17 protein-coding genes are annotated in these 13,615 nt (G+C 62.6%); 11 read left to right on the top strand and 6 right to left on the bottom strand.

The features are described from left to right. Positions 1 to 12 precede the first annotated feature (12 nt). The gene (locus PLAV_RS11290; RefSeq protein WP_012111146.1) at positions 13 to 996 is read left to right on the top strand and encodes a metal ABC transporter substrate-binding protein; all 984 of its coding nucleotides are present in this window, start codon (positions 13 to 15) and stop codon (positions 994 to 996) included. A gap of 32 nt (positions 997 to 1,028) precedes the next feature. On the opposite strand, the gene PLAV_RS11285 is transcribed toward PLAV_RS11290, so the two are convergent. Further along, on the bottom strand, positions 1,029 to 1,556 hold the full coding sequence (locus tag PLAV_RS11285) for a GNAT family N-acetyltransferase (RefSeq protein ID WP_012111145.1): 528 nt from the start codon (positions 1,554 to 1,556) through the stop codon (positions 1,029 to 1,031). Between the two features lie 365 nt (positions 1,557 to 1,921). Between PLAV_RS11285 and PLAV_RS11280 the strand changes: the two genes are divergently transcribed. Further along, the gene (locus PLAV_RS11280; protein ID WP_012111144.1) at positions 1,922 to 2,836 is read left to right on the top strand and encodes an SDR family NAD(P)-dependent oxidoreductase; all 915 of its coding nucleotides are present in this window, start codon (positions 1,922 to 1,924) and stop codon (positions 2,834 to 2,836) included. A 118-nt stretch (positions 2,837 to 2,954) separates the two neighbouring features. Beyond that, positions 2,955 to 4,259, top strand: coding sequence for a hypothetical protein (locus PLAV_RS11275; protein ID WP_012111143.1), 1,305 nt, complete (start codon positions 2,955 to 2,957; stop codon positions 4,257 to 4,259). A gap of 12 nt (positions 4,260 to 4,271) precedes the next feature. Here PLAV_RS11275 and PLAV_RS11270 read toward each other — a convergent pair whose 3' ends face one another. Beyond that, positions 4,272 to 5,204: a LysR family transcriptional regulator gene (locus tag PLAV_RS11270; protein ID WP_012111142.1), complete on the bottom strand. Its 933-nt coding sequence runs from the start codon at positions 5,202 to 5,204 to the stop codon at positions 4,272 to 4,274. A gap of 118 nt (positions 5,205 to 5,322) precedes the next feature. On the opposite strand from PLAV_RS11270, the gene wrbA reads away from it, so the two are divergent. The 3 genes from wrbA to PLAV_RS11255 all read left to right on the top strand — a co-directional run bounded on the left by wrbA (position 5,323) and on the right by PLAV_RS11255 (position 7,793). Next, on the top strand, positions 5,323 to 5,934 hold the full coding sequence (gene wrbA / locus PLAV_RS11265; RefSeq protein WP_012111141.1) for an NAD(P)H:quinone oxidoreductase: 612 nt from the start codon (positions 5,323 to 5,325) through the stop codon (positions 5,932 to 5,934). A gap of 123 nt (positions 5,935 to 6,057) precedes the next feature. Continuing rightward, a complete protein-coding gene (locus tag PLAV_RS11260) occupies positions 6,058 to 6,768 on the top strand; it encodes a pirin family protein (RefSeq protein ID WP_012111140.1) in 711 nt (236 codons plus the stop codon). Between the two features lie 23 nt (positions 6,769 to 6,791). Next, positions 6,792 to 7,793, top strand: coding sequence for a glutathione S-transferase family protein (locus PLAV_RS11255; RefSeq protein WP_012111139.1), 1,002 nt, complete (start codon positions 6,792 to 6,794; stop codon positions 7,791 to 7,793). Here PLAV_RS11255 and PLAV_RS11250 read toward each other — a convergent pair whose 3' ends face one another. The 3 genes from PLAV_RS11250 to PLAV_RS11240 form a co-directional block, all read right to left on the bottom strand. Then, positions 7,794 to 8,066, bottom strand: a complete 273-nt coding sequence (locus PLAV_RS11250) for a PepSY domain-containing protein (RefSeq protein WP_012111138.1) — start codon at positions 8,064 to 8,066, stop codon at positions 7,794 to 7,796. A 35-nt stretch (positions 8,067 to 8,101) separates the two neighbouring features. After that, positions 8,102 to 8,467 (bottom strand): hypothetical protein, encoded by a 366-nt coding sequence (locus tag PLAV_RS11245; RefSeq protein ID WP_012111137.1) that lies wholly within the window; start codon positions 8,465 to 8,467, stop codon positions 8,102 to 8,104. Between the two features lie 78 nt (positions 8,468 to 8,545). Further along, positions 8,546 to 9,061 (bottom strand): NUDIX domain-containing protein, encoded by a 516-nt coding sequence (locus PLAV_RS11240; protein ID WP_245545121.1) that lies wholly within the window; start codon positions 9,059 to 9,061, stop codon positions 8,546 to 8,548. Positions 9,062 to 9,130: 69 nt separating this feature from the next. On the opposite strand from PLAV_RS11240, the gene PLAV_RS11235 reads away from it, so the two are divergent. The 5 genes from PLAV_RS11235 (at position 9,131) to PLAV_RS11215 (ending at position 12,689) form a co-directional block, all read left to right on the top strand. Beyond that, on the top strand, positions 9,131 to 9,919 hold the full coding sequence (locus tag PLAV_RS11235) for a hypothetical protein (protein ID WP_012111135.1): 789 nt from the start codon (positions 9,131 to 9,133) through the stop codon (positions 9,917 to 9,919). Positions 9,920 to 10,109: 190 nt separating this feature from the next. Continuing rightward, a complete protein-coding gene (locus PLAV_RS11230; RefSeq protein WP_012111134.1) occupies positions 10,110 to 10,976 on the top strand; it encodes a class I SAM-dependent methyltransferase in 867 nt (288 codons plus the stop codon). Between the two features lie 148 nt (positions 10,977 to 11,124). Further along, a complete protein-coding gene (locus PLAV_RS11225; protein WP_012111133.1) occupies positions 11,125 to 11,622 on the top strand; it encodes a response regulator in 498 nt (165 codons plus the stop codon). 12 nt (positions 11,623 to 11,634) lie between these two features. After that, positions 11,635 to 12,180, top strand: a complete 546-nt coding sequence (locus PLAV_RS11220; RefSeq protein ID WP_012111132.1) for a hypothetical protein — start codon at positions 11,635 to 11,637, stop codon at positions 12,178 to 12,180. Further along, positions 12,177 to 12,689, top strand: coding sequence for a response regulator (locus PLAV_RS11215; RefSeq protein WP_012111131.1), 513 nt, complete (start codon positions 12,177 to 12,179; stop codon positions 12,687 to 12,689). Before PLAV_RS11220 ends, PLAV_RS11215 begins: the two co-directional genes overlap by 4 nt. Before the next feature lie 2 nt (positions 12,690 to 12,691). Here PLAV_RS11215 and PLAV_RS11210 read toward each other — a convergent pair whose 3' ends face one another. Continuing rightward, the gene (locus tag PLAV_RS11210) at positions 12,692 to 13,504 is read right to left on the bottom strand and encodes an alpha/beta fold hydrolase (protein ID WP_012111130.1); all 813 of its coding nucleotides are present in this window, start codon (positions 13,502 to 13,504) and stop codon (positions 12,692 to 12,694) included. Positions 13,505 to 13,615 lie beyond the last annotated feature (111 nt).

Genomic DNA, 13,615 nt, shown 5'->3' with positions numbered 1-13,615 from the left:
GGGAGCTTCCCCATGACGTCCCTGAAAACCATCTGCGCCGCCCTTGCCGCATCGCTCCTGTTTTTCGCCGCGCCCGCCACGGCCGAACCGCTGAAAGTGGTGGCGAGCTTCAGCATTCTCGGCGACATCGCGCGCGAGATCGGCGGCGACCGGACGGATGTGGCGGTGCTTGTCGGCCCCGATGGCGATGCCCATTCCTTCGAGCCGGGCCCCGCCGATGCAAGCGCGCTGGCGGATGCCGATGTGCTGGTGCTGAACGGCCTCGGCTTCGAGCCCTGGATGGTCCGCCTCGCCGCCGCCGCGCGCAGCAAGGCGAAATATGTCACGGCAAGCTTCGGCGTCGGCCCACGCCGCCTCGGCGAAAACGCGCATAGTCACGGCCATGATGATGACCATGACCACGACCACGACCACGACCATGACAAAAAGAATCACGACGAAGACGGCTACCCGAAAACGGCCCGCGACTTCGATCCCCATGCCTGGCAGAACCTCGCAAACGGCATGATCTACGCGCAGAACATCGCGGATGGCTTCGCGGAAGCCGATCCCGACAACGCGCTCTTCTACAAGGCGAATGCCGAGCGGTACATCGCCGAGCTGAAGGAACTCGACCGCTGGGTGAAATCGGAAATCGCCAAGGTGCCGGCGGAAAAGCGCAAGGTCATCGCCACGCATGACGCCTTCGGCTATTTCGGCGATGCCTATGGCGTCGAATTTCTCGCGCCTCTCGGCGTCGGCAATGAAGCGGAGCCGAGCGCGCAGGCGCTGGCGCGGCTGATCGACCAGATCCGCGCCGAAAACATCAAGGCGCTCTTCATCGAGAACATGTCGGACCCGCGCATGATGGAAACCATCGCCCGCGAAACCGGCGCAGAAATGGGCGGCGAACTCTATTCGGACGCGCTCTCCCCCGAAGGCGGCCCCGCCGCCACCTACATCGCCATGTTCCGCCACAACGTGCCTGTCCTCGTCAGCACGATGCAGAAGAACTGAACACCTCCCCCTCGCGGGGAGGTCGGAACGCGTCAGCGTTCCGGGTGGGGGGAAGCCGCATCAAGAGGCTTCACAATCGCGCCCCTCGCCCGCCCGAAGGCGCCGATGTCGAGCTCGCGGTAAAGCAGCCGCGACGGGTCGACTGGCCCCGGCATGGTGAGCCGTCCGGGCGGCACAGGGCCGAAGCCCACCCGTGCATAATAAGGCGCATCGCCGACAAGGATGACGAGCCGGTAGCCGAGCTTCTTCGCATCGGCCAGCCCCTTCTCCATCAGCTTGATGCCGCAGCCCTTGCCGCGCAGCCTCGGCTCGACGGCAAGCGGCCCGAGCATCAGCCCCGGCACGCCGCCGATCACGACCGGCCAGAAACTCAACGCACCCACCATGTGGCGCTCGCCATCCTCTTCCGAAAAGGCGACATAGCAAAGCTCCGGCACCGGATGATTGCCCTCGCGCAGTCGCTGCGCCGCCTTGGCATAGCGGCCGGGGCCGAATGAAAGGTCGAGCAGGGCTTCGATGGCCGGTCCGTGTTCGGGCCGTTCGGCTTCAATCTCAAACATGGGATTTCTCAATGGCGGCGACGATAGGGAGGATGCTCACCCGTCGCTGCCGCCGCTTCCGCGTTTCAGGCGGACAAGGGACGGATCGTGCGGGCAGGCGCAAAGCCGAGAGCCGCAAGGCCCTCGTCCATCTGTCGTCGTCGCTGCGAGACGCACCGCGCCATCTTGCCGATCCCGGTTCCCGGCAGGCCCCTGCGGCCCGCGCTCCCTCGAAGGACAAGGCGGATAGCATGGGAAAATCCGTGCGTAAAGCGGCTTTGCGCGGCCACCGGGCAGCGGGCGGGGCTAAAAAGGCTGGAACGGGCGGCCATCCATCGGCTAGCTTCCCCGCCAACAGGGAAAACCCGAGAGACAGGGAGAACGTCATGGGACTTCTGGAAGGCAAGGTCGTACTCGTCACCGGCGCGGCCGGCGGCATCGGCAGGGAATGCGCGCTGATCGCGGCGGCGCAGGGCGCGAAAGTCGTCGTGAACGATCTCGGCGGCAGCGTGAAGGGCGGCGATGCGGGCGATGCGAGCGCCGCGCAGAAGACCGTCGATGAAATCAAGAAGGCGGGCGGCGAAGCCGTCGCCAATTCCGACAGCGTCTCGATGAAGTCCGGCGCGGAAAACATGATCGCCCAGGCGCTCGACACCTTCGGCGGCCTTCACTCCATCATCAGCCCGGCCGGCATTCTCCGCGACGGCATGTTCCACAAGATGCCGGACGAGGACTGGGACGCCGTTCTCGAAGTCCATCTGAAGGGCAGCTACAACATCACCCGCGCGGCGATCAATCATTTCCGCGAAAAGGAAGAAGGCAATTTCGTCCTCTTCACCTCGACCTCCGGCCTCATCGGCAATATCGGCCAGGCGAACTACGCCGCCGCGAAGATGGGCATTGCCGGCCTCTCGCGCATCATCGCGATGGAAGGCGCGGCAAAGAACGTCCGCTCCAACATCATCGCGCCCTTCGCCTGGACGCGCATGATCGCCACCATTCCGGTGAAGGACGAAACGTCGGCAAAGCGCGTCGAGCGCATGAAGAATGCGATGCGCGCCGAACAGGTCGGCAATTTCGCCGTCGCCCTCGCCGCGCCGAGCTGCACCGCCAACGGCCAGATCTTCGCCGTGCGCGGCAATGAGCTGGTGCTCTTCTCGCAGCCCCGCCCCGTCAAGTCCGTCGCCCGCATCGACGGCTGGACCCCGGAAACCATCCTCTCCCACGCCTTCCCCGCCATGGAAGGCGGCTACACCGACCTCGGCGCAACCGGCGCCGTGTTCACCTGGGAACCGGTGTAAACTTCGCGCGATACCCAAAACGAAAAGGCGGACTACATGGTCCGCCTTTTTTTGTGATGATCCGTTAGTTTCGCATTTCATCACCAATGCCTCAGCCAAGTCACATACGGCCTCGCAGATGTCACACAACACGCCAAATGTTGGCCAATATGCATCCTCATTCTTCAAAGCGGTCAAGCTTCTCAGGACGATTGAAGCTGAACCTTTAGAGGTTAGCGTAGTCAAAGAACTGAATTACTTCATTCTCGGGGAAATTGTAAAAACTGAAAAGCTCCAGACGCGATTCAAAACTATGCGTCTTGCAGCCAATAAGGCTCGAAAGACGGGGCGACATTCAAAAGGTGTCGCAGCGTCGCTTCTAGAAAAAATTGAAAGAATTGATAAATGCATTGAAGCCTGCAGATATCGTATTTTCATTTGGAAGAGCTTCGGCGATGGGCTTGCGTACCTCTACATCTCCAAGTTCTCAATGAAGCACGCATTTTTTGATACCAGAAATTATGAACCTAAACTCACAGCTGGAATGATCCACGGCAAGGCTGGCCTGAAAAAAGAACTCGAGATTCTGGAACTCGCCTTTGAACACGGCTTGCCAGCTGTTTTGTGCGACATCACTAATACATTGAGACATGGTGACATATGCTTACTTGGAACGAACGATCCCTACTTGCTGGAAGTGAAGTCGGGGCGTGCTCACAATCAGCGAACCAAGCGGCAATCTGAAGCAATTGCACAGATTCATCTCTTCTTAGAGACAGACGAAGCTCTGAATTTTCGCGGCCAGCCAGGAAAAACAAGACGCGCCGCTCCTCCAGACGAAGTCACGCACCTAGATCAGCTCAACAGTTTCATAAGAGAGGCCAAACGGAACGGATATTGCGCAGCGCAACCGGAGGCGGGACTGACATATCTTGCAGTATACGGAGGAACGCCGGACTTCTCTAAAATTTGGTCGCTAGAACAAGCCGACAAAACGATAGTGTTTATTCTCAATGAGGCGAAGAACGACTTCGATTGGGCGCCTTACATGCCATTCACTTTGACAATTCGTGAGGCCCAACATCTTTTCGATTTCGTTATCGGCAACCTGATTTTGGTTGTGTCTGTCGATGTCGGCCATTTCGGAAAAATGCTAGAAATGCCCGGATGGCGCGTTACTTTTAACGCCATAGCTCCTACCATTTTTCAGTTTAGCCACAAAGAAAGCCAAACGCTCTTGGGCATTTCTCGAATCTTGTTTGCCCGCGTCGGATATGAATTTGTCTCCCTAGCTTCCGCCTCTAACACTTATAAGTTCTTAGTCGAAAGCGCTCATTCAGGCATGGGGAAGGATACAAATTCCGACGACTTGGTGGACATTGATGAGATGACACAAAAATATTTCCATTCCGACTTCAAAACTTTTTGGGAAGGAAAAGAATAGGACTTTGACATTTTAAAAAGTGAACATCTCATACTCCGCCCCCCAAGGCGCCTTCCCCGGTCCGAACTTCTCCACCGCGAAATCCACGAAAGCCCTCACCTTCGCGGGCAGGTGGCGGGAATGCGGATAGAGGACATGCAGCGTCAGCGGCGGCATCGACCAGTCTTCCAGCACGCGGACAAACGCGCGGCTCTTCATATGGTCGCAGCCGATGAAATCCGGCAGCAGCGCAAGGCCCGCCCCGGCGGCAATCGTCTCCAGCATCGCGTCTGCATTGTTGCAGAACATGCGGCCCTTCACTTCCACTTGTTCGCGCCGCCCGTCCTCATGCGTCATTTCCAGATGCGTCGGCCGCGCAAGCAGCGTGTAGAGCAGGAAATCATGGCCCGCGAGATCGGTGGGGCTTTTCGGCACGCCATGCTTCTCGAAATAGCCGGGCGCGCCGACGATATGCCGCTCCACCGGCGCGAGCTGCCGGGCGATCAGGCTTGAATCCGTAAGCGCCGAAACGCGCAAGCTTACGTCGAAACCTTCCTCTATGAGATCGACACGTCTGTCATTGAGCGTAAGGTCGACATTGAGATCGGGATATCGGGCGAGAAATTCCGGCATGACCGGCCCGAGCTGCCGGATACCGAAGGTCATCGGCGCGTTGACCCTGAGAAGGCCGCGCACCGCGCCCTCGACGCAGGTGGCCTCGTTTGCCGCCTCCGCCGCCTCCGCGACGATCCGCTGGGCACGCTCGAACACCACCCCTCCCGCCTCGGTCACACTGATGCGCCGCGTGGTGCGGTTCAGCAGGCGGACGCCGAGTTCATCTTCCAGCGTCGCCACATGGCGGCTGACCATGGATTTGGAAAGGCCCAGCGCATCGGCGGCGGCGGTGAAACCGCCAAGCTCCACGACCTTGGCATAAACCGCATAGCCATTGAGATCGACTGCCATCGTTCCTCTTTTAGCAACAATCTGTTCCTGAATAGGCCATTTGTATCAGGAAGAAAGCTAATTAGATAGATCACATCGAAGCCAACACGTCCCCAGCGGACAGTTCATGGAGGGTAAAATGACCGGCAAGACCAAAGTCCTGGTGCTCTATCACAGCTCCTACGGCCATATCGAAACGCTCGCAAAGGCCGTCGCCGAAGGCGCCGCCTCGCAGGCCGGCACCGAAGTCCTCCTGAAGCGCGTCCCCGAAACCATGCCCGCCGACGCGATGGCAAACGCCGGCATGAAGGTCGAGCAGGAGGCTCCCGTCGCCACCCCGCAGGAACTGGGCGATTACGACGCCGTTATCTTCGGCACGCCCACCCGCTTCGGCAACATGACGGGCCAGATGCGCACCTTCCTCGACCAGACGGGCGGGCTCTGGGCCAAGGGCGCGCTGGTCGGCAAGGTCGGCAGCGTCTTCACCTCCACCGGCACCGGCGGCGGCAACGAGACCACCATCACCTCGTTCCACACCAACCTCTTCCATCACGGCATGGTCGTTGTCGGCCTGCCTTATTCCGTCGGCACCGAACTTTTCGACATTTCGGAAGTGCGCGGCGGTTCGCCCTACGGCGCATCGACGCTGGCGGGCGGCGACGGCAAGCGGCAGCCGACCGAAAAGGAACTGAGCCTCGCGCGCAAGCAGGGCGCCCATGTGGCCTCCATCGCCGCGAAGCTGAAGGCCTGATCGCCTCAAACCAATCGCAACCAAAGGGGTCCGCGAGTATCGGACCCCGGACCCGGCCGGCCGGCTTCCCCCTCCCCGAGGCCGGCCGGGCCCCCAATTGAAGCCTCGAAAGGAGGCACCCAAATGATCGACATTCGCGATTTCAACAGCCTCGGCGGCGCCGACCATGGTTGGCTCACGGCGAAGCATCACTTCTCCTTCGCGAACTACCGCGACCCGGAAAGGTTTGGCTGGGGCAAGCTCCGCGTCTGGAACGACGACCTCATCCGCGCCGGCACCGGCTTCCCGCCGCATGGCCACCGCGACATGGAAATCATCACCTATGTCCGCGAAGGCGCGATCACGCATCGCGACCACCTGAACAATGAAGGCCGCACCGTTGCGGGCGATGTTCAGGTCATGTCGGCGGGCACCGGCATCCAGCATGAGGAATGGAACCTCGAGGACAAGGACACCCGCATCTTCCAGATCTGGATCGAACCGGCGAAGCAGGGCCTCCGTCCCCGCTGGGAAACGGCTTCCTTCCCGAAGGAAGACCGCAAGGGCCGTCTCGTGCCCCTCGCCAGCGGTAAGCCGGATGCGGTGGCTGAAGCCCTCTGGATCGCCCAGGACGCCGAGATCCTCGGCGCAACCCTGGACGCGGGCGCCGAAGTGACCCATCTCCTTGGCAAGGACCGCCTCGCCTATCTCGTGCCCGCGAAAGGCCGCGTCGAGGTGAACGGCATCGAAGTGACCGAGCGTTCCGGCGCCGCGATCCGCGATGTGGAAACGCTGACCATCCGCGCCCTCGACGATGCGGAATTCCTGCTGGTCGATCTTCCGCCGGAAGACTGACCGCGGTAACGAAAGGAAAGAAAATGGGACTTCTGGTAGACGGAAAATGGAGCGACAAAGGATACGACACCAAGTCGACCGGAGGCCGCTTCGTCCGCCAGGAGTCCTCTTTCCGCAACTGGGTGACGAAAGACGGCGCGCCCGGCCCCTCCGGCGAAGGCGGCTTCAAGGCCGAAGCCGGGCGCTACCATCTCTATGTCTCCCTCGCCTGCCCCTGGGCGCACCGCACCTTGATCTTCCGCAAGCTGAAAGGCCTTGAGGACAAGATCTCCCTCTCCGTCGTCGATCCCTTGATGCTGGAGGAAGGCTGGACGCTTCGCGACGCGGGCGGAGACGGCGCCACCATCGCCGACTTCGTGAACCACAAGACGCGCCTCTACGAGGTCTACCAGCTCGCCGACCCCGCCTATACCGGCCGCGTCACCGTTCCCGTCCTCTGGGACAAGAGCAAGGCCACCATCGTCTCGAACGAATCCGCCGACATCATCCGTATGCTGAACTCGGCCTTTGACGGCATCGAGGGCGTCAACGCCGCGCTCGATTTCTGCCCGGCGGGTCTCGTTGAAACGATCGACGCCATCAACGCCGCCGTCTACGACAAGGTGAACAACGGCGTCTACAAGGCCGGCTTCGCCACGGAGCAGAAAGTCTATGAGGACGCGGTGATGGCGCTCTTCGACCAGCTCGACCGGCTGGAAAGCCTGCTCTCCGAGCAACGCTATCTCGCGGGCGAGCGCCTCACCGAGGCCGACTGGCGGCTCTTCACGACGCTGGTGCGCTTCGATGCCGTCTATCACGGCCACTTCAAATGCAACCTGCGCCGCATCGCCGACTACAAGAACCTCTCGAACTACCTGCGCGAGCTCTACCAGGTGCCGGGCGTCGCGGAGACGGTGAACTTCCGCCACATCAAGCTGCACTATTACGGCAGCCATAAAACGATCAACCCCACCGGCATCATACCGGCGGGGCCAATCCTCGATCTCGACGCGCCGCATGACCGCGGCCGCTTCGGCGCCGTCTAGTCAGTCGTCTTCGCGCGTGGAAACGATCTCGTAGCTCTCCGGGTCGAGCTTCACGTCGAACTCGCGCCCCTTCTCGTCGCGCGCATCGTCCACTTCCCAGCGATTGTCGTCGAACTCGATCTCTTCCCAGCTCACATAGCCCGCCCCGCGCAGCACTTCCTCGATGCGCTCGCGCTCCTCGGCGGTCGGTGCGCGGTCGTCGGTGGCCAGCGCCGGCAGGCTCGTGGCCGGCACGGCAAGCAGCAGCGCCGCGGCAAATATTTTCGATTTCATGTGGGTCTCCTTTGCTTTCCTCCGGGGGGTGGAAATCATTGCAGCCTTTTATTGCGCTGCTGGAGCACGCGGTCGATGGCGAGCCCCTGGTTGCGGATTTCCTGATATCGCAAGGTGCGCGGCAGCGCGAAATGATAGGCACGCAATGCCGCATTGTCGGTCCGCCTCATCGCCCGGTCAACATCGGTGAAGACACAAGGATTGCCCTGATGGCTCGACCGCAGAAAGGCCTCGCAATAGCGAACCGCCGCGCGCACCGCGCGCGATTGTTCGTTGTCGAGCTCCGCCAGCGCCGCCCTGTCTTCGGGCAGCGCCATCCAGTTCACCTCATCCTGCGCCCAGGCGCTTGCGCCGAACAGGACACTCGCCGCCAGCACACCACCGAAGAGAATATGCCTCATGGTTTCCTCGCTGAAACATCGGCTCTCGCGGAGCCATAAACGGGAAAATGTGGCAGAAGAAAAGTAAACGCCCTTGCGCTACCAGAGTTCCACCGGCACGCGGCCTTCCATCACTTCGGCAATCCGCGCCCGCGTCGAGGCGGATGTCGCCTCCGGCAGCGATCCGGGCGAAAAGAAGCCGCTTTCCGCGATTTCCGGCGAGCGGCGCGGCACCATTTCGTAGCTCCCATGCGCCACCACATAAAGCGCCACATGGTCGGATTTGAACTCGCGGAAATTGGCGTATAGCCCCGCAAGCCGCGCCTCGCCTGTCACGATGACGCCCGCCTCCTCGTCAAGCTCCCGGCGGAGCGAGGTCAGCATCGTCTCGCCGCGCTCCACCCCGCCGCCCGGCAGATACCAGCCCGGAATATAGGTGTGCCGTATCAGGAGAACCCGCCCCTCCCCGTCGAAAACCATGCCGCGCACGCCCGCCGTCAGCGGCCGCCTGAGCCGCCAGTAAAGGCGCAGCAGCGGCCGGCCGGTTTTCCAGAGAAGGGCGCGCGGATGGGACATCGGCGGCAGCTTAGCGCGGCGGCCTTTAGATGTCGTCAACTCTCCCCCTCTAGTCTTGCGGATGAAGGCGCCGGCGGGCCGGCGAATGAAGGGGTTTGGGCAATCGGAATGGGCATTCTCTCGCGGTTGGGAGGCAAGGGAAAACTGGAAGCGCCACCGGCGGAGGAAACGCCGCCGGTAACGCAAGCCGCGCTTCAGCGCGCGCTGCGGGCAACGGCGCAGGCCTCCGGCTCGTTGACCGCCGCCGAGCTTGGCCAGCGCATCGCCACGGCGCTGAGCACCATCGAAACCTCGGTGCTCGCCATCGACGCCGTAACGGAGCGGCTGCGCGAGGCCGCCGAACTCGTCGCGGATGCCCGCCGCAACGACGATACCGGCCGCCGCGCCCTTCTCGCCGGCCGCTATGACGACCTCCGCTCGGAAATTGATGCCATCGTCGGCTCCGCCTCGCATAACCGGATCAATCTCATTTCCGGCCGCCGCATCGGCGGCAAACTGACGACCTTCGACATCGCGCTCGATGACAGCCAGCGTTCGGGCATCGCCATCCAGGTGGCGAACCTGACGACCGGCGAAGCCGGGCTCGCCCTCTCGCCGCCGCGCGAGGCCTTCGCGGATGACGCGGAAATCGACACCATCGCAAGCGAGATCGAAGCCGCCCGCGCCCGCGCCGCCGCCGTCAGCGACCGCTTCATGGATCACGCCGCGCTGATTTCCGACCGCCTTTCCCGCCTGCGCGACATCGCCGGCCCCCGCTCCATGGAAACGCACCTCCCCACCGGCGCCGACAGCGCCGAGCCGCCGCAGGCCGGCGAATATGAGCTCGACATGGCGCTGGTCGAGGACAAGCTGCGCGCCCTCGCCGACCGGCGGAAGAAGGACGGCGACGAAAACTGATCGCCCCAAAAGAAAAGAAACGTCTTCCCACCCTCCCCTTGGGGGAGGGTCAGAAAATTCAAGCGAAGCGCGGAATTTTATGGGGCGGGGTCGCGGCGCTCGCTCCAACCGCCCCCTCGGGAAGCACTCCCGAATTTCTTCCCAACCCCCGCGCCATGCTACATAAGGGCCCCACAGCAGGAGAGGCCCCATGTCCGTTTCCCCGCAAACGATTGCCGCCACCGGCCCCAATGCCGAACAGATCGACTATTGGAACGGCGATGCCGGCGACAAATGGGCCCAGAATCGGGACCGTCTCGACGCGATGCTGCAGCCCTTCTCCGAAGCGGTCCTGCGGCTCGCATCGGCAAAGCCGGGCGAGCGCGTTCTCGACATCGGCTGCGGCTGCGGCGCCACCACATTCGAGCTGGCGGCGCAGGCGGGAAGCGCGCTCGGCGTCGATATTTCCGCCCCCATGGTCGCTCGCGCGCGGGAGCGGGCGGCGGCGCTGAAAAGCCCGGCGGAATTCGCGCTGGCCGATGCCGCGACGCATCCCTTCGCGCCCGCCTCCTTCGACATTCTCGCCTCGCGTTTCGGCATCATGTTCTTTCTCGAGCCCGTCCCCGCCTTCGCGCATCTGCGCCAGGCGCTCGCTCCCGGCGGCCGCATCGCCTTTGTCTGCTGGCGGCCGCTGAAGGAGAACGCGTGGGTCTCCGTGCCGCTCTTCGCCGCCCTGCCTCATCTTCCGGCGCCTGAGCCCGCGACGCCCGGCGCCCCCGGCCCCTTCGCCTTCGACGATCCGGAGCGTTTTCGCCGCGTGTTGACGGAAGCAGGCTTCGGCTCCATCGCCATCGAACCGCATGACGCGCTCCTCTCGATGAGCGGAGAAGGCGACCCGGTGGAAACGGCGCTGCGGCAGACGCTTGAAATAGGCCCGCTTGCCCGTCTCCTGAAGGAGCAGGAAGAAGCGCCGCGCCGCCGCGCCGTCGATGCCGTACGCGAAGCCCTCGCCCGTCACGTTAAGGATGGCAAGGTCAGGCTGGGCGGCGCCGTGTGGCTCGTCACCGCCCGGGCATGAGCGGAAACCGGCGGAAATCCTGACGAAACCTTAAGTCCCCGGCCTGCCCCGGTTCCTTTTTCTTAAGACCTCCCCATTAAGGTTGACGCACGCATAGGGGTGCGGCCGCGAAAGCGCGCGTGAGTGGGCGGAAGTTGGGGGATAAGGCATGACGGATTCCGTTTTCGGGAAACTGAAAATTCTCGTCGTCGATGACAGCGCCTATATGCGTCATCTGTTGATGACGCTCCTTCAGGCGCTCGGCGTTCCCGAAGTCTATCTCGCGGTAAATGGCGACGAGGCGTGGGAAGCCTTCCGGCGCTACGAACCCGATCTCGTTATCACCGATGCCGCCATGCTGCCGGTCGACGGTTTCGACCTCGCAAAAAAATTGCGCAGCCTCAATGGCCGCGCGCTGGGCATGGTGCCGATCATCATGGTCTCCGGCCATACCGATCTCGCCTCCGTCGAGCGCGCCCGCGACATCGGCATCACCGAATTTCTTTCAAAGCCCATATCCGCGCGAAGCCTGTACGAACGCCTGATACAGGTCGTCGACAAGCCGCGTCCCTTCGTCGAGACGCCCACCTATCGCGGGCCCGATCGCCGTCGGCGCGAGCGCCCGTTTGAAGGCGTGGATCGTCGCGGATCGGTTGAATTGCTCTAGGAGTCGGGGGACATGATCGAACGTAGAACGCCATCCAAACTCGCTGGTTCCGAAGGCCTGGAAGACACGCCGCCTGCGGTAAAATTCGTCCGTGTGCCGTCGATTGCCGAACGCAAGCTGGGCTCCGACTACGTGGCCCCCATGCGCCTCGACCCGCGCGTCCTCGAACAGATGCAGGAAACGATCAAGGGCCTCGGCACGCGCTATGCGGAATCGCTGAAGGCGGAAGCCGCCATGCTCCAGGTTCTCGTCGAAGCGGGCTGCAGGAATGATGGCGGCGCGCGCGGCCGCCTCTATTCCATCGTCCACGACATGCGTGGCCTCGCCGGCACGTTCGGCCATTCCATGGTGGGCCGCTTCGCGGATTCGCTCTGCGGCTATCTGGAAAAAAGCGAGTTGGTCGACTGGAAGGAAGGAACCGTCATCCGCTTCCATATCGACGCCATTCGCGACGCCCTGGAAAATCCCGGCACCGACCCCGCCATCGCGCTGGAAACGCTCCATGCGCTTGAGCGCCTTGTCGAGACCGCCGCGCGGGAAGCGAGAAGCGTCGGATGACCGAAGTACCGACCAGCGCGGATGCCGGCTTCTTTCGCAAGCTCAGGGTGCTGATCGTCGATGACAGCATCGAGATGCGGCGTCTGCTGATCGCGTTGCTCGAATCCATGGAAGTCGGCGAGATCGTCGAGGCCCGCGACGGCGCGAAGGGACTTGAAGCCTTCGCCGCTCATCGTCCCGACATCATCATCACCGACGGATCGATGGTGCCGATGGACGGCTATGAAATGACGCGCCGGATAAGGGCCTCGGCGAGCGGCGAAGGTGCCAACCCCGATGTGCCGATCCTGATGATTTCCGGCCATATCGGCCGCGAGAATGTCGTCCATGCGCGCGACCAGGGCGTCACCGACTATCTGCCGAAGCCGCTTTCGGCGCCTGTGCTCTACGAAGCCATCGTCGCGGCGGCGTCGCGGCCCATCCACTTCGTCGAAAAGCCCGGTTATCGCGGCCCCTCGCCGACACGCCGCCTCGAAGCGCGCCAGCCGGGTAGCGACCCGCACTCCTGAATTCAGGTCACATCGGCGAGAAAGCGTTTCAGCAGCGCGTTTGTCTCCTCCGGCGCCTGCCAGAATGGCATGTGGCCCTGCCCCTTCAGAATATGAACCTTGCCGTCCCACAGGTTGCGGTAGTTGATGCTTCCGAGAAACGCGTTGTTGACGAAGGGCTCATGCTCGCCTGAAACCACCGCAAGCGGCAGCGGCGAGGTTTCCGCAATCTCGCGTCCGTCGAGATCGAGCCCGGCGGCAACCGATTGCAGCATCAGCGGCCGGAAGCGGCCATCCGCGCGCGAACAACCATCAATCATCCACGGTTCGGGCGCCGCATCGCCGCCGATTGTCTCGGCCGCATAGAGCGCCGCTTCCTCCTGCGTGAACGCATCCTTGAAGGTGAGCGCCATGTGTTCGCCGGGAAGAAACGCCTCGCCCATATCGGCGCCGCCCGCGGGCGGCGTGCCGGTGATCCACGCAGCCACCGTGCCCGGCCAGCGCGCCATCATTTCAAGCGCCGCATGGCCGCCAAGCGACCAGCCCACGGCCACCGCCTTGCCGATCCCGAGCGCATCGAGCAGCGCCATCGACGCATCGGCAAAACCGTGAATCGAATAGGTCTTTTCCGGCTCCGGCGCATTCGTGCTCTTGCCATGGCCCGGCAGGTCGAAGGCGATGCAGCGATAGTCGGCGCCGATGCCGCTCTCGAGCTGCTTTGCGAATATCTCCTTGCAGGAGGAATTGCCGTGGATGAAGAGGACCACGGGGCCCTTCCCGCCGCTTTCCGTATAGCTCAGCGTGCCATGCGCCGTTTCGACAGTGCCGGTCTTCATCTCGCCCCCAAAATCCCGCAAATCTGCGGCTTTTCCCGCCCCTTACCCGCCAAAAATGACAGAGGCGTCATTATTTTTTGCATCTATTAACCCCTGACCCTATATTGATAT

It is taken from the genome of Parvibaculum lavamentivorans DS-1 (assembly GCF_000017565.1).
GTDB classification, from domain to species: Bacteria; Pseudomonadota; Alphaproteobacteria; order Parvibaculales; family Parvibaculaceae; genus Parvibaculum; species Parvibaculum lavamentivorans.
This window is presented reverse-complemented; position numbering and strand designations above follow the sequence as displayed.

What these genes read in the sequence shown, in the direction of transcription:
- PLAV_RS11290 (WP_012111146.1), top strand. Translation starts at nt 13, where the DNA reads ATGACGTCCCTGAAAACCATCTGCGCCGCCCTTGCCGCATCGCTCCTG.
- PLAV_RS11285 (WP_012111145.1), bottom strand. Translation starts at nt 1,556, where the DNA reads ATGTTTGAGATTGAAGCCGAACGGCCCGAACACGGACCGGCCATCGAA.
- PLAV_RS11280 (WP_012111144.1), top strand. Translation starts at nt 1,922, where the DNA reads ATGGGACTTCTGGAAGGCAAGGTCGTACTCGTCACCGGCGCGGCCGGC.
- PLAV_RS11275 (WP_012111143.1), top strand. Translation starts at nt 2,955, where the DNA reads ATGTCACACAACACGCCAAATGTTGGCCAATATGCATCCTCATTCTTC.
- PLAV_RS11270 (WP_012111142.1), bottom strand. Translation starts at nt 5,204, where the DNA reads ATGGCAGTCGATCTCAATGGCTATGCGGTTTATGCCAAGGTCGTGGAG.
- wrbA (WP_012111141.1), top strand. Translation starts at nt 5,323, where the DNA reads ATGACCGGCAAGACCAAAGTCCTGGTGCTCTATCACAGCTCCTACGGC.
- PLAV_RS11260 (WP_012111140.1), top strand. Translation starts at nt 6,058, where the DNA reads ATGATCGACATTCGCGATTTCAACAGCCTCGGCGGCGCCGACCATGGT.
- PLAV_RS11255 (WP_012111139.1), top strand. Translation starts at nt 6,792, where the DNA reads ATGGGACTTCTGGTAGACGGAAAATGGAGCGACAAAGGATACGACACC.
- PLAV_RS11250 (WP_012111138.1), bottom strand. Translation starts at nt 8,066, where the DNA reads ATGAAATCGAAAATATTTGCCGCGGCGCTGCTGCTTGCCGTGCCGGCC.
- PLAV_RS11245 (WP_012111137.1), bottom strand. Translation starts at nt 8,467, where the DNA reads ATGAGGCATATTCTCTTCGGTGGTGTGCTGGCGGCGAGTGTCCTGTTC.
- PLAV_RS11235 (WP_012111135.1), top strand. Translation starts at nt 9,131, where the DNA reads ATGGGCATTCTCTCGCGGTTGGGAGGCAAGGGAAAACTGGAAGCGCCA.
- PLAV_RS11230 (WP_012111134.1), top strand. Translation starts at nt 10,110, where the DNA reads ATGTCCGTTTCCCCGCAAACGATTGCCGCCACCGGCCCCAATGCCGAA.
- PLAV_RS11225 (WP_012111133.1), top strand. Translation starts at nt 11,125, where the DNA reads ATGACGGATTCCGTTTTCGGGAAACTGAAAATTCTCGTCGTCGATGAC.
- PLAV_RS11220 (WP_012111132.1), top strand. Translation starts at nt 11,635, where the DNA reads ATGATCGAACGTAGAACGCCATCCAAACTCGCTGGTTCCGAAGGCCTG.
- PLAV_RS11215 (WP_012111131.1), top strand. Translation starts at nt 12,177, where the DNA reads ATGACCGAAGTACCGACCAGCGCGGATGCCGGCTTCTTTCGCAAGCTC.
- PLAV_RS11210 (WP_012111130.1), bottom strand. Translation starts at nt 13,504, where the DNA reads ATGAAGACCGGCACTGTCGAAACGGCGCATGGCACGCTGAGCTATACG.